Here is an 18,800-nt window from a genome sequence, read left to right as displayed (position 1 = left end):
CCCTGTGAGCGTGTTCTCGGTCAAGACAGCGGGGGCGTGCTGGATCGCAGGAGGACTTCGAGCCGGAGCGCATCGTCGTCCTGCACCCAGTCCGGGTCAGTGGCGGCGCGGAAGGACTCGTATCCGACGTCTTCCAACGGCACATGCACGGTTGTGAGGGCCGGGGTGACGTCACGTCCGGTGGGGATGTCGTCGAACCCGCACAAAGCGATGTCGACGCCTACCTCACGTCCGGACGCACGGATCGCCGACAGAGCACCGATCGCGACCACGTCGCTGATGCCGAACACGAGCGTTCCTGGGTCGATGCCATCTGCGAGCGCCTGCGCCATGACGTCGGTGCCCGAATCGCGTGTGAAGGCACCACGATAGACGCGCGGCTGCGCTCCGCCTGCGGCGGTGAATCCATCTTCGAATCCAGCCAGACGTGCATCGCTGGTCACCACGCCCTCGGCCGCTGCAAGCACGATTGCCTGACGATACCCTCGCTCGGCGAGTGCGGCCCCCAGGGCTTTGGCTCCCCCGCGATTGTCGATGCAGACGGAGCGGACAGTGTCGGATCCGACGCCGAGAGCGACGACCCGTCCACCGGACGCCGTCACCGCGTCGAGCTCTTTGGCGAGCTCTGGTGCGATCTCGGGCGAGGGACGGGATGCCGCAAGGATCACGCCACGTGGGCGCTGACCACGGAGGGCTCGCACGAGGCGCACCTCGCGTTCGGGGTCGCGTTCGGTGATCGCGATCGTGACGACCAGACTCGCCTCATCGGCTCCTCGGGCGACGCCGGATGCCAGTTCACCGAAGTAAGGGTCGGCAATGTCAGCCACAAGCAGTGCAATGATGGCCGACGTGCCACGAGCCGTTGCTTGTGCCGACAGGTTCGCGGTGTATCCGAGCCTTTCAGCAGCTGCCTCGACCCGCTCCCGATAGGAGTCCGCGACCTTGCGCGTCGAGCCGTTCAGAGCACGCGATGCAGTGGCCAGAGAGACTCCGGCTTCTCGCGCCACGTCATGCAGCGTGGCTGAGCCGGAGTGCGCGGGAGCAGGAACGTCAGTCACAATCGTGATTCTAAGCGGTGAGGTGCGGCGAAACGGCTGAACCGAACCCCGCAGCAGTTCGTCGAACGACTTCGAGCGGGTCTGTCGCCCAGACTTTCTCGTTGAAAATCTCCACTTCGATGTCGCGGTCGTACCCGCTCTCGAGGACCGCTCGGGTCATCGGCCCGAAGTCGATGACGCCTTCGCCCGGGTAGTGGCGACCGAGGAGCACATCCAGCGGAAGCGGTGTCTTCCAGTCACAGACCTGGTACGTCGCGATGCGTCGCTCACGACCAGCACGCTGGATGCTCGAGATCACATCCGGATCCCACCAGATGTGGAAGGTGTCCACCGTGACGCCCACGACGGCCGGGTCGAAGTCTGCCGCGATGTCCAACGCCTGCCCGAGAGTGGCAACCACACAACGATCGGACGCATACATCGGATGCAGCGGCTCGATCGCGAGGGTGACACCGGCGGCGGCGGCGTCAGGAGCGAGTTCCCCGATGGCGTCGCGGACTCGCTCACGAGCCCCCACCAGATCGCGCGACCCCTCGGGCAGGCCGCCGGCGACGAGTACGAGAGTGGCGGTGGATCCTTCAGCGCCGGCCGCCGCGAGGACTGCAGCCTCCTCGATCGCGACCCGGTTGTCATCGATCGACGCACGACGCGCTGGCCCCTCAGGAATCGTGAAGAAGCCACCGCGGCAGTGGGTGGTGAACCGCAGCCCCGAGTCGGCGAGCATCGCCGCCGCTTCCGTCAGGCCGACCGCCTGTACCGGCTCACGCCACAACCCGATCGCCTGGACTCCGGCCTCGACCGTCACCCGAAGCGCTGTGGCCAGGTCGGCGTACTTGATGGTGGCCTGGTTGATGGACAGGCGCGGGTCTGGAGCGTTCATGCGTCCACTCCGTTCAGGCGCAGCATCGCGTGCCAGCGGGTGTGGGCGAGTTCAGGGTCTTCCAGCGCGAGCGATGCGTTCGCAAGCTCGACGATGCGGCTGAGGTGCGGGAGGCTTCGGGCCGAGTGGAGCCCTGCGATCATCTGAAAAGCTGGCTGATGACCGTTCAGCCAGGACAGGAACGCCACACCCGTCTTGTAGTAGAACGTTGGCGCGGCGAACACTTGCCTGCTGAGTTCCTCGGTGGGCCCGAGAATGCGCAGGTACGCCTCGGGATCTCCGGCATCCAGCGCCTGAATCGCCGCCGAGGCGACCGGCGTGATTGCGGCGAACGCGCCGAGGAGCGCGTCGGAGTGACTGCTTCCTCGTCCGACAGTGTCTCCTCCGATGAGGTCGACGTAGTTGAAGTCGTCGCCGGTGAACATGCGCACGCGCTCAGGCAAGCGCGAGCGCACCGAGATCTCGGACTCGGCATTGAGCAGGCTCATCTTGACCCCGGCGATCTTTCCCGGGTTCTCCTCGATGATGTCCAGCAAGACCGCGGATGCGCTCTGCCAGTCCTCCGCACCGAAATAGCCGCGGAGCTCAGGATCGAAGGCGGTACCGAGCCAATGCAGCACGACTGGCACGGTCGCCGACTGCAGCACCTCGCGGTATACGCGACGGTAGTCCGCGGCATCCGTCGCCACACGAGCGAGGTGGCGCGAAGCCATCAGCACGGGACCGGCACCCTGTTCCTCAGTGAAGTGCAGCTGTTCCTTGTAGGCGTCGATCACGGCGCCGAGCGAGATGTGCGACTCGGCGACGTGGTCCGTGTTGACACCGACCACGACCGAACCGCCCTCCTCACGGGCAACTTCGGCACTGCGGGCGATGAGCTCGCGCGTGGCTGCCGCGTCCAGCCCCATGTTGCGCTGCGCGGTGTCCATCGCATCGGCAACCCCGAGACCCCAGGAGTAGACGTTGCGTCGGAATGCGAGGGTTGCATCCCAGTCGATGTCCGCGGGCTGTCCGGGAGTGTTGTCAGCATGAACCTTGGGGACAACGTGCGCGGCGGCAAAGGCCACGCGGCTGCGCAGCGGCGCAATCGGGCGGGTGTACGTGCCCGTGTCGTTCAGCGTGGCATCCGACAGCACACCGTCATCGGAGAGAAGGCGAAGCATCGTCATGGGTCAGTCCAGCGTCAGAGCTTCGAGAACGACCTTGCGACCCTCGGCGCTGGAGGTGAGTCCCGCCTCGGCGAACTGCACGCCCTTGGCCCCCGCAAGAAGGTCGAATGGGTAGTCGGTGCCGAGCACGAAGGACTCCAGATACTCCTCCCACTGCTGGCGAAAGCCATTCAGGAAGATCTCGTTGGTGGGAACCTGCTGCCAGTCAGCGTCGTAGTCGTGAGTGTCTTCAAGGTCAGGGTTCCAGACCGGCTTGGGCGTGGCGTTACGCGGCTGGATCTTCGCACCGAAGAGTCCGACCACTGCCGACCCGTGCGTGCCGTCAACCTGGAACTCGACGAGCTCATCGCGGTTCACGCGCACCGTCCAGCTGGAGTTGATCTCGGCGATGACGCCGCCTTCGAGCTCGAAGATGCCGTAGGCGGCATCCTCGGCGGTGGCGGTGTACTTCTCGCCCTTCTCGTCCCAGCGCTCGGGGATGTGAACCGCGGCCTGCGCGTAGACGCTCTTGACCTCACCGAACAGGTTCTCCAGCACGTAGTTCCAGTGCGGGAACATGTCGGTGATGATGCCGCCGCCATCCTCGGTGCGGTAGTTCCAGCTCGGGCGCTGCGCCGGCTGCCAGTCACCCTCGAACACCCAGTACCCGAACTCTCCTCTGACCGACAGGATGCGACCGAAGAAGCCCGAGTCGATGAGTCGCTTGAGTTTCTGCAGGCCCGGCAGGTAGAGCTTGTCGTGCACCACACCGGTCTTCACACCGGCATCCTTCGCCAGACGCGCGAGTTCGAGCGCCTCTTCGAGAGTCTCCGCAGTGGGCTTCTCGGTGTAGATCGCCTTGCCCGCAGCGATCGCCCTGCGGATGGCGGATGCTCTGGCCTTCGTCACCAGGAAGTCGGCGTAGATCTCCCACTGCGGGTCAGCGAGTGCCGCGTCAAGATCGGTCGTGTAGTCCTCGATGCCGTGCACAGCGGCAAGTTCGGCGAGCTTGGTCTCGCTGCGACCGACGAGAATCGGCTTCACCGTCACCTTCGTGCCGTCTGAAAGTTCGATGCCCCCCTGATCACGGATCGCGAGGATCGACCGCACCAGGTGCTGCCGGTAGCCCATGCGCCCGGAGACGCCGTTCATGATGATGCCGATCTCGCGCACCTGCTGGCGAGTGGATGCCGCGGGGGCGGTAGCGAGCGTGGTCGTCTCTGACACTTTCGTTCCTTTTCTCCGGCCCACCCCGACTTGGTAAGCGCTTTCCAGTTAATTCATCATGGCATCGGAACACGCTTTCCGCAAGCCGCGCCCACGCTGTCTTGCCGTCTCAGAGGATCACAGTCAGCAGTCAGCCGTCAGCGGGAACGGCGACGCTCTGGGATCGCGACGACAGCGAGCGCCGCACATCCGATCGCGGGGACGAACAGTGGTGCGAGCGCCCACGTGGTCGCGACGACGAACACCGCCGCAGCGACGAGGTAGCAGGCGCCGACGATGTCTGCCCCGACGACGCTCGGGATCGCGCGCAGCGCACCCCTCCAGCCGAGTTCGGGCGTCCATGCGCCGGCGGCAGTGAGCAGCGCAAGCGCTCCGGCGGCGAGGCCAACCCAGCCGACGACCTCGATCATCGACCCTCCGGGCAGGAAGCCCGACCGCGCCAGATCGATGTCGAGCAACAGCACGAGGGCGAGAAGGGTTGCGCCGAGGCCGAGGGGCAGGCCCGGCAGGATCGCCCGCTTCACGTCCACCCAGAACAGACTCAGTCGTGAGTCTTCCGCCGCGATGAACCGGCGCAGATGACGGACGCCGGCGGCCAGCGCCGCGGGCAGCGTGAGGACCAGCACGCTGACGATCGTGATGAGGAGCCCGGTGAGCAGCACCTCGCCGAACAGGGCGAACTTCGCGCCTGCGCCCGGGAAGCGCGCAGGCTGCGCGTCGCCCCTAGTCGGACCACTGCCCGAGAGCGCAGCCCGGCGGGCGGCGCGCTCCTCGCGCCGGGACATCGTCATCTCCTCCTGCATGACCACGCTGACTTAGCCCTTCAGTCCCTGAGTGGCGACGCCGTCGACGAGGAACCGTTGGAAGGCCAGGAAGAACAGCAGCACCGGCAGCAGCGCAATGAACGAGGCGGTGACGGTAGCGCCGTAGTCACTGCTGGAGGTCTGGTCGTTGTACAGGCGCAGAGCGATCGGTAGCGGGTAGTTGTCGGGGCTGGTCAGGTAGAGCAGCGGCCCAAGGAAGTCGTTCCACGACCAGATGAACGAGAAGATCGCGCAGGTGATCAGGGCGGGCTTGATCAGCGGCAGGATGATCGCCCAGAAGATCCGGAAGTGCCCGGCGCCGTCGATGCGCGCAGCCTCGTCCAGGTCACGCGGCATCTGCCGAATGAACTGCACGAGCAGGAACACGAAGAACGCCTCGGTGGCGAGGAACTTCGGCAGCACGAGCGGCCAGAAGGTGTCAACCAGTCCGAGGTTGTTGAAGATGAGGTACTGCGGGATGATCACGACGTGGAACGGGAGCAGCAGCGTCCCGATCATCGCGGCGAAGAGGATGCCAAGGCCCTTGAACTGCACGCGGGCGAAGGCGTACGCGGCCAGTGCCGAGGACAGCACCGTGCCTGCCACGGCCGCGACGGCCAGGATGAGCGAGTTGAGGAAGAACCGCCACATCGGCACGCCAGCGATGCCGTCGGCGACCTTGATGTAGTTCTCGATCGTGGGCGAGTTCGGCAGCAGACCGGGGTTCTGGCCGAACTCCGCATTGGGCTTGAAAGTGGAGAAGAACAGCCACAGCAGCGGGTACAGCACGATCGCGGTGAGTACCAGCAACACGAGGAGCCACACAACGGTCTGCCAGGTCTTGCGCTTCACTCGGCGCCGGGGGGCAGGCGGGCTGGCCGGTGTGGTCTGCTGCACGGCGAAGACCGGAGTGGAGGCTGCACCGGACGTCGTGGCGGCGTTGGAAGTGCTCATCGGTTGTCTCCCGCGTAATGCACCCAGGAACGCTGGGTTCTGAAGAGGATGAAGGCAATGATCGCAACGACGACGAGCAGCACCCACGCGATCGCGGCGGCGTAGCCCATCTGCCCGTCGGAGAAGCCGCGCTTGTACAGGTACAGGGTGATGAAGTTCGTCATGCCCGCGGGACCACCAGAGCCGTTGGAGATGATGTACGCCGAGGCGAACACTTGGAATGCGCCGATCAAGCCGAGCAGCAGGTTGAAGAAAATCACTGGAGAGAGCATCGGCAGTGTCACTGCTCGGAAGCGGTGCCACGCGTTCGCGCCGTCCATCTCAGCTGCCTCGTACAGCTCCTTAGGCACCTGCTTGAGGCCGGCCAGGAAGATCACCATCGTGGCGCCGAACTGCCAGATCGCCAGCACGATCATCGCTGGCAGTACGAGTGAGGGATTGCCGACCCAGCCACCCAGGTCGAGGCCGAAGGACCTCAACGCGCTGTCGACGGGGCCGTCCGAGCCGAACATCGCCCGCCACACGATCGCGACCGACACCGAGCCGCCGATCAGACTCGGGGCGTAGAACGCCGAGCGGAAGAAGCCGGCACCCTTGTCTCGGTAGTTCAGCAGCATCGCGACCCCCAGGGCCGCGGCCAGAGAGATCGGGGTGCCGACAAGCACGTAGATCAGCGTGATCTGCGCCGACTGCATGAACTGCGGGTCGTTCGTGAACAGCCGCACGTAGTTGTCGAAGCCGACCCAGCGTGGCGGCTGGAAGATGTTGTACCGCGTGAACGATAGGTACAGGGAATACACCATCGGGATGATCGTGAGACCGAAGAAGCCAATCAACCACGGGATGAGAAAACCGTACCCGGCGGCGGTCTCGCGCAGCTGGCGACGCTTCTGACTGGGGCGGTTCAGACTCTCGGGCCGGCGGCGGCGCAGCGGCTGGCGCCGCTTCTCACCGGTGACGATGACTCTCGTCTCAGTCGTACTCACGGGGGCTCCTGTGGGGATGAGGGCAGTTCGGGTGGCGTCCTGGGTGCGGGGTCCGTGCGGTGATGCTACCGCCCGAACCCCGTACCCGTCAGCCAGATCAGCCGTTCAGGATGACGTCGATCTCTGTGAAGAGTTGCGCGACCGCGTCCTCGACGGTGATCGTGCCGAAGCTCAGCTCAGCGCCGAGCAGGCGGAACTTCTCCTCGATGGTGCCAGAGCCGACGATCGGCACCGGCGGGGCATCGCCGAGGCGGTCGGCGATCGAGGACTGGTAGTCCTTGATCTGCAGGCTCAACGGATCGAGGCCAGCCGCCTCGAGCGCGGTGCTCGACGCAGGCAGGCCGCGGTTCGTACCGAAGATCTCGCCCGACTGCGGAGAGTTGATCAGGAAGTCGACCAGCGTGGCGGCAGCCGCGGGGTGCTCGGTGCTCGCGGCAATCGAGTGCAGCATCGAGGGCTTCAGATACAGGTCCTTCGCACCTTCAACAGTCACCGGTGGAGCCAGCAGACCCAGCTCGGTGTACCCCTCGCCGAGGTTGCCGAGGAAGCCACTGCCGAAGTTGTCCCAGGTGAGCGCGCTGGTGGTCTTGGCCGCGTCGAACGGGTCGAGGGGCATCAGCTCTTCGATGAGCTGCCGCGGGACGCCGATCCCGTCGCGGACCTCCTGCCCTTCTTCCCAGAATTCGGCGAGGCGATCCTCATCGAAGCCGAGCGTGCCATCCTCGTTGAAGAGATTCCCGCCCTCTGCGCGCAACTGGAGCTCGAAGTTCTGGATGCGAGCGGTGTAGTCAGCGCCGCCCCAGAACTCGCCGCCTGCAGCCTCGGTGACGCCGGCCATCCAGTCGGTGTAGTCGGCCCACGAACCGCCGCCGAAGTCCTCGGCGCCGACCGTCGCGAGCAGCGTCGGATTGGTGAACAGACCCCACGCATTGGTCGAGGTCGGGATCGCATAGGTGGTGTCAGCCACAACGCCGATCGACAAGATGTTCTCGGAGAGCGGCTCGGTCTGAATGATGTCACCCAGGTACGGGTCAAGGTCGAGGAGAAGCCCGTTCTCGGCGTACTGACGAAGGTAGGAGTAATCGAACTGCATGACGTCCGGCAAGTTCTTGCCGGCGGCCTCAGTCTGGCGCTTCTCCCAGAATTCAGGGAAGCCCAGGAAGGTGGCGTTCACCGTGATGTTCGGGTGCTCCTCGTTGAACGCCTCGATGACCTGGTTGTACATGTCCGCGCGCACGTCGTTGCCCCAAAACGCGAGGTCAAGCGTGACCTCCTCCTCGGAGTCGACCTCCTCTGCTGGCCCGTTACCGCCGGCGGCGCAGCCGGCGAGTGCCAGGGCTGCGCCGGTGACGAGCGCGACCGCTGCGAGTGACCGCTTCTTGTTGAACATCTTTGTCCTCTCTGTGAACGTCCGCGTTCTCTGTGCTCGGGCGAACGTTCATTGTCCATGTGGGTGCAGGGTGGGCGCTATTCATATCGAACAGAAGATTACATTCAGGGAAAGCGCTTGCCGGTCACGGTACTACGCGTTGAAACGTTTTGCAAGCGCGTGACGCAACGCTTCCCCCTTGAGTCTGAATCGTGACGCGTCACCGGCATTCCTCCGCGCACCCGCGGTGGGTCTCGACACCGGTGAGCATCATGCGTCGGCGTCCCGCATGTCGGTCACCGGGCTCGCGAAACCGGTGCGATGCGTCGAGTGCGAAGCGAGATCGGCCGGCGTGATGACGGCTCCGTCCCTGGCTGCCGAGGCGTAGATCGCAGCGACGAGCTCGAACGAGCGGGCCGGTTCGTCTGCGGTCTCCGGCAGGTCGCGGCCGTCCAGCAACGCGTCGAACACGTCGCGTAGCAACACCGCGTGGCCGCTTTGCTCTTCGACCGGCGGCAGCGCCCAGCCGTCGGACTCACCCTCGAAACCGGGAGCCGGTGTGATCGACCAGTTCACGTGACCGTGCCCGTAGAGATGGTCGACGGTCACGGTTGCCTTCTGGGTGTCGATGCGGATCGAGCTGGTCTCGCGTGGCGAGACCGCACTGGTCGTTGCCTGCGCGACGGCGCCGTTCGCAAAGGTGATGGTAGCCGTGGATGCGTCCTCGGTCTCGGTCTCGCGATCGAGCCGCCACAGTCGCCCCTGCACGCTCGCCCAGTCACCGAGAAGAAACGCGAGCAGATCGAGCTGATGGATGCCGTGACCCAGCGTCGTGCCGCCGCCCTCGGTCTTCCACTTGCCGCGCCACGGCGCTGCGAAGTAGTCCTCGCCGCGATACCAGAGCGTCTGGCAGACGGCGATCAGCGGGCGACCCAGCGCGCCCTCGTGCAACAGACGCCGGATGTGCGCGGCGGCGGTACCGGTGCGCTGTTGGAACACCACCGCCAGCTGACGATCGGCCGCCGCCGCCGCCGTGCGCATCTCGTCCAGATCATTCAGCGACGGCGCCGGCGGCTTCTCCACCACGACGTGCGCACCGGCGGCGAGCGCGGCAAGCGCCTGCTCGCGGTGCACCACCGGCGGCGTGCAGATAAGAACGACGTCCGGATGCTCCGCATCCAGCAGCGCGTCGAGCGTGTCGTACACAGCCGGACCGCCGTGCCGCTCAGCGAAGGCGTCGGCCGCGGCGCGCGACAGGTCGGTCACGGCGACAAGCTCGGCGCGCGGATGCACCGCCACCGCCTGGGCGTGGAGGTTGGCAACTGAGCCGGTGCCGACGATCGCGGCGCGGAGGGGGGAGATCATGCGGGAGCCTTAGAGTCTCGAAGAAGGAACGCTTTGAACTTTACGACGCGCACCAGAGGACATCGTTCCGATGCCGGTCACAGCAGCTCCCGCAGTCGCGCCGCGAGATCCGCGGCGGCATCCGCTCCAGCATCCGCGATCCCGACCGCGTAGCGGAACGTCGCCGTCTCACCCGGGGCGATCGTGAATTCCTCACTGAAGAACGGTGCCGGATTCAACGCGGCGAACTCCTCGGAGCGGGCGAACCACTGCGGCGGGTGATGAGGGTTGGACGTCGCATCGACCATCACGAGCAGCGACGTCACATCGATCTCGTCATGCCGGCCGGCGAAGCCCATCCACTCGTGACGCTGGCCACGGACGTCGGATCCAGACCCTGTCCCGTCTGCGGTGACGAGCATTCCGTCGGTGAACGAGCGCGGGCCGCGCCAGAACAGTCCGCCGTAACCGGCGTTGTCGCGGCCCTTCGTCGTCGGAGAGCCGATCAGGATCGGCGCATCCGTGATGTTGGTCATCTCGGTCGCGAACGTGAGCGCCCATGCCTCGTCGGTCAGTAGTCGCGCGGTGAGCTCGCGGCGCTCGGTGAAAAGACGGCGGCCATTCTCGGTGATCCATTCCAGATCGTGCGCGAAGCGGGCGATCTGGCCCTCGTCGACTGCGGTGACGGCGATATGCGCCTGTGTGCCGTCGTTGGGCAGCTGGACGTAGCCATGCCCGTGTACGTATGTGGGCCCGCCCCAGAAATTCTGGTCGTCGACGACCGGCAGGGACCAGGCGATACCCTTGTGCCAGACGTGATCCCACGGCCGGAACAGGCTCACCACCCGCCCAGCTCGCGTGCGCAGCGGATCGAGGTACGGCTTCGGCGACTCGAGCTGCGGCGAATCAGGAACGAAGACATACCGGAGCAGCTCGACGTCGCCGTCGCGGACGACGATCTCGGTGGCGGCACGATCGACGGTCAGGGTCATGTCACTCCTTCGTGGATTAGGACGCGAGGCAGTGGCTCAGGTGAGCCCCGCCTGGGTGAGGTGCAGTTTCGCGTAGCGACCTCCTGCGGCGAGCAGGTCGTCGTGGGTGCCGCTCTCGACGATCTGGCCGTGCTCGAGCACGACGATGCGATCGGCCTGCCGCACCGTGGACAGCCGGTGGGCGACGACGAGGGTGGTGCGCCCGCGCATGAGCCGTTCGAGCGCCTCCTTGACGAGCCCCTCCGATTCGGGGTCGAGTGCCGAGGTGGCCTCGTCGAGTAGCAGGATCCGCGGATCGCGCACGAGCGCGCGGGCGATCGCCAGACGCTGACGCTGCCCGCCCGACAGTCGCGCACCCCGCTCGCCGACGACGGCATCCCAGCCCCGTGGCTGGTCCTGCACGAACTCCCACGCGTTGGCATCGCGCAGCGCCTGGCTGATGCGTTCGTCCGTGGCATCCGGCATCCCGTACGCGATGTTGTCGCGGATCGATCCCTCGAACAATACTGATTCCTGCGGCACGACCGAGACGAACCGGCGCACGGTGCGCATGTCGAGCTCCCGCATGTCGGCGCCGTCAAGCAGGATGCGTCCCCCGCTCGGCCGCACGAAGCCGAGCACCAGGTTCATGAGGGTTGACTTGCCCGATCCGGACGAGCCGACGAAGGCGACTGTCGCTCCGGTGGGGATCTCGAGATCGATACGATGCAAGGCGTCGACGTCCGCGCCGGCGTAGCGCTGAGAGGCGTCCTCGAGCGTGATCGTGCCCTCGACGGCATCGACCCGGAGCTTGCCCTCGTTCAGCTCGACGTCTGGTTCCTGCAGCACCTCGGCGATCGAGCGCACGGACTCCAGGCCGCGCGCACCGACTGGAATCAGCATGAGCAACTGGGCCAGTCCACCGGTCAGCAGCGTGAAGTATGTCGACAGCAGCACGACCTCACCGGGAGTGACCGGCAGGAAGCCGGTGAGCGAAAACACGGCGGCGAGCACGAGGCAGCCGACGCCGAGCAGTTGCATCGCAACCCAGGAGATGGAGGCGACGTGCCCGTTGAGCATGTCGAGGTGAAGGCCCGCGCGGCGCACACCATCGGCGCCGCTGGCCACGCGGGTGACTGCGGTCTGCTCAAGGCCGTGCGCTCTGGTGATGGGGATGAGCGAGGCCATCTCCCCCACCCTCACCGACAGCGTCTCCACCTCGCGGCGAAAAACCTCGTTGCGCGTACGCGAGCGTGTGCGCATGCCGTAGCGGATGCCGATTGCGATCGGAACGGTCAGCGCGTAGACCGGCAGGAACTGCGGCACCACGATCGACGTCATCGCGATCGCGCCGGTCATGACCATCGCCGCGGACAGCAACGGATGGGTGACCTGCTGAAGCATGAGTTCGACGTTCTCGACGTCGCGCACGACCTTGGTCTGCACGATCGAGGAGCTGACTCTGGTGTGATATCCGATCGACAGACTCTGCAGTCGCGCAGCCAGTGCATTGCGCAGATCGGCGCCGGTATCACGCACGACCGTCATGAAGCTGCGAGTGTAGAGGATGTGGTTCGGGTAGTTCTGCAGCAGCAGGAAAGCGGCCAGTGCGAACCACCACAGCACGGCGGATGGCTCACCCCCGTCGGCGACGATGTCGATGATGGCCGCCGTGACGACGGGGAGGAACCACAGCGGGATCTCCTTCACCGTGAAGGCGAGAACGGCGACGAGCATCCGTCCGGGGCGGCGCATGAGCAGCCGCAGCACCGACCACGTCGGGTGAGACCCATCGATGAGGTCGGGGATGCGGGAAAGCGCTCTCCGTGTCACGGCTCCATGTTAGTCCCTCGGGTTAGGCTGACGGCGTGACTTCCCACTTCCGGGTCGGCGAGACCGACTTCCTGCTCGACCGATGACCTTTTCCGCTGCGTTCGACTGGGTCCGCACGCACGTCGAGGCTGGCCGTTTGCCCACCGCCGTGCTCGGCATCGCCTCCGCCGACGGTACCGTCGCCCTGGAGTCGTTCGGCGACGCACGCGTTGACGACCGCTATCCGCTGTTCTCGATCACCAAGCCTCTCGTCGGCATCGCCGCGGCGCGCGCGATTGAGCGCGGCCTGCTCACGCTGGATACGCCATTGACCGCCGCGCTGCCGGCGTTCGGCGACGCGCGCGACGACACGCACGACGACGACACTGTGCGGCTGCGGCACCTGGTCAGCCACACCTCCGGGATCAGCGAACCCCCGATGGACTCCGCGCCGCCCCTGCGCGAGGAACTGCTCGCACAGGGTCGCGACTTCGTCGCTGGCGCAGCATCGCGGTACTCGACACTCGCGTTCGAGGGCATCGCCGCGCTTATCGAGCAGGCCACCGACAGAACGTGGGAGGCCGAGGTCGCAGCGTGGGTCGCCGAGATCGGCGCAGACGGGCTGAGTCTCGACCTGTCCGACGCGCATCCGGTCATCGATGCGGCCGCGGCAGGCCTGGACATGACCCGATTCGCGCGCAAGCAATCTCCCGGCGCGGGTGTTGCCGGACGCGCCGACGACTTGCTGCGGCTCGGCACGGCGCTGCTGCGCATCGGCGAGGGCGAACACGGCGGAATCCTGCATCCAGCGACCCTGGAGATGATGCGACGTCCGCTGACGGGCAAGATCCCCCGGCTCGAGCCGTATCCCGCCGAGCGCGGGCAGGACTGGGGTTTCACCTGGAACCTGCGCACGCGTGCACCTGACCTCGTTGACCGTGACGTGTACGGCCACAGCGGCTGGGCCGGAACGGAATTCTGGGTGCATCCAACCGCAGGCGTTGCATGGGTGCTGCTGACAAACCGGGCGATGCGTGAAGGCATCAACATCGACGAGCTCGACAACGCGATCGTTGGAGGTCTCTGAGGCTCACGCCGCGGCCGTGAGCTATGTCGAGCGAGTGCTGGCTCGGTCGATGAGCGTAGCGGGAATGACTGCGGGCGGAACCAGCTCTTTCCCGTTGATCTCGGCGACGAGCGCCGAGACGGCAGCGTTCGCGAGCGCAGCGAAATCTTGCCTCACAGTGGTCAGCGGCGGGCGGTAGTTCGCGGCATCCGGCACGTCATCGAAGCCGATCACGCTGACGTCTTCCGGAACCCGTCGCCCCTGCTCGGCGAGTGCGCGAATGAGGCCAAGCGCCATCTGATCATTGGCGCTAAAGACAGCGGCGGCCCCGGACATGCCAGGTGCAGCCGCGTAGCCGGAATCGGCAGACCAGTCACCTCTCACCACGGGTTCCGGGTCAAGGCCCGCGCTTCGAAGCGTCTCCCGCCAGCCGCGCTCGCGCTCTGTCGCGGCAAACGATCCCTCCGGCCCGGCCAAGTGCCAGACGGTGTCGTGGCCGAGATCGAGCATCCTCTTCGTCGCCGCCGCGGCTCCACCGGCGTGATCGCTGTGCACGATGTGAAGATCGGATGCCGCAGGCGCATCGACGACGACCAGCCGCAGTCCCTCTGGCAGATCGCTCGCGCGCGTCATCGCCGACGCTTCGTTCAGAACGATCGCACCGTCGACGCCCTGTTCGTGGAGGCGATCAAATGCTGTCGCGACCGAGTCGCCAGCCGTGACAACGAGCAGCGCGTAGCCACGCAGCTCGGCCGCTGCGGCGGTCGCCTGCAGCATCCGCGAGTTTCCCACCGTCGCCAGCGTGGTCACGACGAGGCCGATGGTCTGCGTGCGGCCCGTACGCAGCGCTCTGGCCGCCCGATGGGGCCGGTAGCCGAGTTCGACCATCGCCTTCTCGACCTTGGCACGGGTGGCGGGGTCGACACGAGGGCTGTCGTTGACGACCCGCGACACGGTCTGGCCGGAGACTCCCGCGCGGCTGGCGACTTGCGCCATGGACACTCGGCCCGACGAGGGGCGTCGCGGGCGCACCCGGTTGGGCTGGATCAGGTCGTCTTCCCCGGGCATCCGTCTCCCTCAACCGTTCATGACTGCGCCGCTCACAATTCTGCAATGTTGACGTTACCATCGCCCAGCAGGTACCGTGTTTACGTGAACATGCAAGAATCTGCGGAGTTACGCACGTCCGAGTTGAGTGCCGGCATCATCAAGCGCGCCACCACGCTCGCCGACGGCCGCGACCTCGTCTACTACGACGACCCGGGCACCACACTCGGCGCGGAGCGCGCTGTCGATGCGCGCGTGCTCGATCCGCGTCCTGACACCGCGAACATGCGCCTCGATGTGCTCACCGGAGACTGGATCACCATCGCCGCGAACCGGCAGAACCGCGTCATGATGCCCAGCGCCGACGCCGACCCGCTGGCACCGCAATCGCCGACGAACCCCTCAGAAGTACCGTCGCTCTATGACGTCGCCGTCTTCGAGAACCGCTCCCCCGCGTTCGGCCCCGCTTTGCCCGATGGCTTCGGCGGAGTGCCCACCGCGGCCAACCCGCCACGAGGTCTGGATGATCTCGCCGCACTCGGTCTCGGCCGCACCCGCACCTCGGTCGGCCGCTGCGAGGTCGTCTGCTTCAGCCCCGACCACTCGGGTTCCTTTGGCACTCAGACCGTCACTCGTGCCCGCACCGTGATCGAGGCCTGGGCAGACCGCACCGCCGCGCTGTCGCAGATCCCCGGCATCGAGCAGATCTTCCCGTTCGAGAACCGCGGCGAAGCGATCGGCGTCACGCTCCCGCACCCGCACGGCCAGATCTACGCCTACCCGTACGTCACTCCGCGCACCGCCCGTGCACTGGAAAGCATCGACCGCACCGCACCCGATCTGTACCAGCGCATCCTCGAGTCAGAGCAGGACTCGGAGCGCGTTGTGTTTCGCGGCGAGCACTGGACCGCTTTCGTGCCGTTCGCCGCACGCTGGCCACTCGAGGTGCATCTCATGCCGCACCGTCATGTGCCGGACTTCGCCGAGACGACCGTCGCCGAACGCGATGAGCTCGCCCCGCTGTACCTGAAGCTACTCAAGGGCGTCGACGCGCTCTACAGCACCCCCACGCCGTACATCGCCGCCTGGCACCAGGCACCGGTGAACGTCGGACGCGAGACGGTACGGCTGCACCTGCAGCTGACGAGTCCGCGTCGCGCCGCCGACAAGCTGAAGTTCCTCGCCGGCTCCGAAGCTGCCATGTGGGCCTGGGCTGCTGAAGTCACTCCCGAGCAGGGCGCCGCCCGCATCCGCGAAGCGATCGAGCGCGCAGAGAACAACAGTGCAGACCGCAACACTGCACAGGACAACAATGCACAGGAGATCAGCGCATGACCACTCCGCAGGATGCCGCACGCACCCTCTTCGAGAAGCTCACCGGCCACGCCCCCGCTGGCGTCTGGTCGGCACCGGGCCGTGTGAACCTCATCGGTGAGCACACCGACTACAACGACGGTTTCGTGCTGCCGTTCGCGATCCCGCACCGCACATATGCCGCGGTCGGCATGCGCGAGGACGGACGCATTCGCGTCGCCTCGACCTTCGCCGAAGAGGCCGTCGAAGTTGCCCTCGATGAGCTGAACACCCTCTTCCCGACGGCGACCGGCGCAGAGCCGGCGGTGCAGGAGTGGGCCGCATACCCGCTCGGCGTGGCCTGGGCGCTGCAGCTAGCCGGAGCCACCGGAGTGGGCGTCGACATCGCGATCGCCTCTGACGTCCCCGTCGGCGCGGGGCTCTCCTCGTCTGCCGCGATCGAGGGTGCCACAGCATCCGCTCTGAACGAGCTCTGGGACGCGCAGCTTGACCGCAGTGCCCTGGCCCGAATCGGCCGCCGCTCGGAGAACGAGGCCGTCGGCGCCCCGACCGGCATCATGGACCAGATGGCATCGATGCTCGGCGAAACCGACGCCGCACTGTTCCTGGACTGCCGCACCCTCGACGCCAACCTGGTCCCACTCAGCATGAGTGAAACCGGACTCGCGATCCTCGTCATGGACACCCGTGTCAAGCACGCGCACTCGACCGGCGGATACGGCGAGCGCCGCGCGTCCTGTGAGCGCGGTGCCGCGATCATGCGTGTTCCGTCGCTGCGCGACGTGTCCGTCGACGACCTGCCCCGCGCCAAGGAGCTCATGGACGACGTGACCTTCCGCCGAGTGCGCCACGTCGTGACCGAGAACCAGCGGGTGCTCGACACCGTCACCGCGCTGCGCGCACAGGGCCCCCGCGCGATCGGCGCGCTGATCGTCGCATCCCACGTCTCGATGCGCGATGACTTCGAGATCTCGATTCCCGAACTCGACACCGCCGTGGAGACAGCCCTGACTGCCGGCGCGATCGGCGCGCGCATGACCGGCGGCGGCTTCGGCGGCGCAGCGATCGCGCTCGTCGAGCAGGGTTCCGTGCAACAGGTGTCGGATGCCGTGACCGCAGCGTTCGCCGCATCCGGTTTCACGGCTCCGCACATCTTCACGGTGACGCCCGCCGCTGGCGCCCACCGCGACTCCTGACGCCTGCGAGAATAAAGAGTCACGAGGAAGAGGGAACGAATGTCCTGGATCGTCACCGGCGGCGCCGGCTACATCGGAGCGCACGTCGTGCGCGCACTTGCGGATGCCGGACTCACCCCGGTGATCTTGGATGACCTGTCCAGCGGCGTTGCATCCTTCGTCCCTGAGGGCGTGCCGTTCGTGCAGGGCAGCATCCTCGACCGCGAACTCGTCGAAAAGACGCTCCGCGAGCACAACGCCGAGGGTGTCATCCACGTCGCCGGCTTCAAGTACGCCGGAGTCTCGGTGCAGCGCCCGATGCACACCTACGCACAGAATGTCGAGGGCACTCGCGTGATCCTCGAGGCGATGGATGCCGCAGGCGTCACGAACATCGTGTTCTCCTCGTCCGCCGCTGTCTTCGGCACCCCCGACGTGTCGCTCGTTGTCGAGGAGACCGCAAAGAAGCCCGCCAGCCCCTATGGCGAGTCGAAGCTCATCGGCGAGTGGCTGCTGCGTGACCAGGCAATCGCGACCGCCGACAGCGACAAGCCGCTGCGCCACACCTCGCTGCGCTACTTCAACGTCGTCGGCTCCGCGGACCCCACGGTGTACGACGTCAGCCCGCACAACCTCTTCCCGATCGTGTTCGAGGCGCTGATCGCCGAGAAGACTCCGAAGATCTTCGGCGATGACTACAACACCCCGGACGGCACCAACGTCCGCGACTACGTGCACGTCGGCGACATCGCCGCAGCCCATGTCGAGGCTGCAAAGCGGCTCGCGTCCGGCGCATCCATCGAGGCCGCCTACAACCTCGGATCCGGCGACGGGCTGAGCGTGAAGCAGATCATGGATGCCGTCGCACGTGTCACTGGAATCGACTTCACGCCGGAGATCGGCCCGCGCCGCCCCGGCGACCCCGACCGGATCGTCGCCACCGGCGAGCTCGCCGCCCGCGACCTGGACTGGAAGATGCGCTACACCGTCGACGAGATGGTGCGCACCGGCTGGGAAGCCCGCCGCAACGTCGAGTAGTCCGATGCTGATCCGGGATGCCACCACTGCTGACGCGCGCGGCATCGCCCGCGTGCATGTCCACTCGTGGCAGAGCGCCTACCGCGGCCTCCTGCCGCAGGATGTGCTCGACGGGCTCTCGATTGAGGATCGCGCCGAGCACTGGGTCGGCATCCTCGCCGAACCCGCGACGAACTCGCACACGCTGGTCGCCGAAGCACACGGCGAGATCCTGGCGTGGGCATCATTCGGCGCAGCGCGCGATGACGATGCACCGGCGACCGGTGAGCTGTGGGGCATCTACGCCCACCCGGATTCCTGGTCGACCGGCGTCGGGCACGCGCTCCTTGCTGCGGTCGAGGATGCGCTTCGCGATGCCGGGCATGACGGCGCCTACCTGTGGGTGCTGGATGGCAACGATCGCGCGGCGGACTTCTACGAGCGTCACGGTTGGACCGAGGACGGCGGAACCAAGCTCGACGAGCGACCGGGCCTCACATTGTCCGAACGCCGCCGGGTGAAACAGCTCATCCCCGAAATCTGACCGTCCCAGCGGTACAGATGTCGGTCAGAAGTACGGATGCCTGCCGAACACCGGGATCTCGACCGACATCCGTGATCTGACCAGA

General features: G+C 66.4%; 17 protein-coding genes. 5 read left to right on the top strand and 12 right to left on the bottom strand.

Going from position 1 to position 18,800, the window contains the following annotated elements:
- Positions 1-20: 20 nt before the first annotated feature.
- From ACSU1G_RS32065 to ACSU1G_RS32015, 11 genes are all read right to left on the bottom strand, one after another.
- Positions 21-1,058 (bottom strand): LacI family DNA-binding transcriptional regulator, encoded by a 1,038-nt coding sequence (locus ACSU1G_RS32065; RefSeq protein WP_439285296.1) that lies wholly within the window; start codon positions 1,056-1,058, stop codon positions 21-23.
- A gap of 10 nt (positions 1,059-1,068) precedes the next feature.
- Positions 1,069-1,938 (bottom strand): sugar phosphate isomerase/epimerase family protein, encoded by an 870-nt coding sequence (locus ACSU1G_RS32060; protein ID WP_439285294.1) that lies wholly within the window; start codon positions 1,936-1,938, stop codon positions 1,069-1,071.
- Complete coding sequence (locus ACSU1G_RS32055; RefSeq protein WP_439285293.1) at positions 1,935-3,107, bottom strand: dihydrodipicolinate synthase family protein; 1,173 nt, start codon at positions 3,105-3,107, stop codon at positions 1,935-1,937. Before ACSU1G_RS32055 ends, ACSU1G_RS32060 begins: the two co-directional genes overlap by 4 nt.
- Before the next feature lie 3 nt (positions 3,108-3,110).
- Positions 3,111-4,238, bottom strand: a complete 1,128-nt coding sequence (locus ACSU1G_RS32050) for a Gfo/Idh/MocA family protein (RefSeq protein WP_439285397.1) — start codon at positions 4,236-4,238, stop codon at positions 3,111-3,113.
- A 212-nt stretch (positions 4,239-4,450) separates the two neighbouring features.
- Positions 4,451-5,098: a hypothetical protein gene (locus ACSU1G_RS32045; protein WP_439285291.1), complete on the bottom strand. Its 648-nt coding sequence runs from the start codon at positions 5,096-5,098 to the stop codon at positions 4,451-4,453.
- Positions 5,099-5,128: 30 nt separating this feature from the next.
- Positions 5,129-6,070 (bottom strand): carbohydrate ABC transporter permease, encoded by a 942-nt coding sequence (locus ACSU1G_RS32040; protein ID WP_439285290.1) that lies wholly within the window; start codon positions 6,068-6,070, stop codon positions 5,129-5,131.
- The gene (locus tag ACSU1G_RS32035) at positions 6,067-7,056 is read right to left on the bottom strand and encodes a carbohydrate ABC transporter permease (RefSeq protein ID WP_439285289.1); all 990 of its coding nucleotides are present in this window, start codon (positions 7,054-7,056) and stop codon (positions 6,067-6,069) included. Before ACSU1G_RS32035 ends, ACSU1G_RS32040 begins: the two co-directional genes overlap by 4 nt.
- A 97-nt stretch (positions 7,057-7,153) precedes the next feature.
- Complete coding sequence (locus ACSU1G_RS32030) at positions 7,154-8,446, bottom strand: ABC transporter substrate-binding protein (RefSeq protein WP_439285287.1); 1,293 nt, start codon at positions 8,444-8,446, stop codon at positions 7,154-7,156.
- Positions 8,447-8,695: 249 nt separating this feature from the next.
- On the bottom strand, positions 8,696-9,790 hold the full coding sequence (locus ACSU1G_RS32025; protein ID WP_439285286.1) for a Gfo/Idh/MocA family protein: 1,095 nt from the start codon (positions 9,788-9,790) through the stop codon (positions 8,696-8,698).
- A 77-nt stretch (positions 9,791-9,867) separates the two neighbouring features.
- Positions 9,868-10,761: a PmoA family protein gene (locus ACSU1G_RS32020; RefSeq protein ID WP_439285284.1), complete on the bottom strand. Its 894-nt coding sequence runs from the start codon at positions 10,759-10,761 to the stop codon at positions 9,868-9,870.
- 36 nt (positions 10,762-10,797) lie between these two features.
- Complete coding sequence (locus ACSU1G_RS32015; protein ID WP_439285282.1) at positions 10,798-12,573, bottom strand: ABC transporter ATP-binding protein; 1,776 nt, start codon at positions 12,571-12,573, stop codon at positions 10,798-10,800.
- A gap of 82 nt (positions 12,574-12,655) precedes the next feature.
- On the opposite strand from ACSU1G_RS32015, the gene ACSU1G_RS32010 reads away from it, so the two are divergent.
- Entirely contained in the window at positions 12,656-13,639 is a 984-nt protein-coding gene (locus ACSU1G_RS32010; RefSeq protein ID WP_439285280.1) for a serine hydrolase domain-containing protein, read from the top strand.
- Between the two features lie 21 nt (positions 13,640-13,660).
- Here the strand turns inward: ACSU1G_RS32010 and ACSU1G_RS32005 are convergent, their stop codons facing one another.
- The gene (locus ACSU1G_RS32005) at positions 13,661-14,614 is read right to left on the bottom strand and encodes a LacI family DNA-binding transcriptional regulator (protein WP_439285395.1); all 954 of its coding nucleotides are present in this window, start codon (positions 14,612-14,614) and stop codon (positions 13,661-13,663) included.
- A gap of 162 nt (positions 14,615-14,776) precedes the next feature.
- On the opposite strand from ACSU1G_RS32005, the gene galT reads away from it, so the two are divergent.
- From galT to ACSU1G_RS31985, 4 genes are read left to right on the top strand one after another with little or no spacing between them, the layout of a single operon-like run.
- Positions 14,777-16,000, top strand: a complete 1,224-nt coding sequence (gene galT / locus ACSU1G_RS32000) for a galactose-1-phosphate uridylyltransferase (protein ID WP_439285393.1) — start codon at positions 14,777-14,779, stop codon at positions 15,998-16,000.
- On the top strand, positions 15,997-17,175 hold the full coding sequence (galK, locus tag ACSU1G_RS31995) for a galactokinase (protein WP_439285278.1): 1,179 nt from the start codon (positions 15,997-15,999) through the stop codon (positions 17,173-17,175). The genes galT and galK overlap by 4 nt, the downstream gene beginning before the upstream one ends.
- A 39-nt stretch (positions 17,176-17,214) precedes the next feature.
- A complete protein-coding gene (gene galE / locus ACSU1G_RS31990; protein ID WP_439285276.1) occupies positions 17,215-18,192 on the top strand; it encodes a UDP-glucose 4-epimerase GalE in 978 nt (325 codons plus the stop codon).
- Positions 18,193-18,196: 4 nt separating this feature from the next.
- Positions 18,197-18,715 (top strand): GNAT family N-acetyltransferase, encoded by a 519-nt coding sequence (locus tag ACSU1G_RS31985; RefSeq protein ID WP_439285274.1) that lies wholly within the window; start codon positions 18,197-18,199, stop codon positions 18,713-18,715.
- Positions 18,716-18,800 lie beyond the last annotated feature (85 nt).

Source organism: Microbacterium sp. A93 (genome assembly GCF_051842835.1).
Note: the sequence above shows the minus strand (reverse complement) of the source record. Positions and strands in the feature narration are given on the sequence as shown.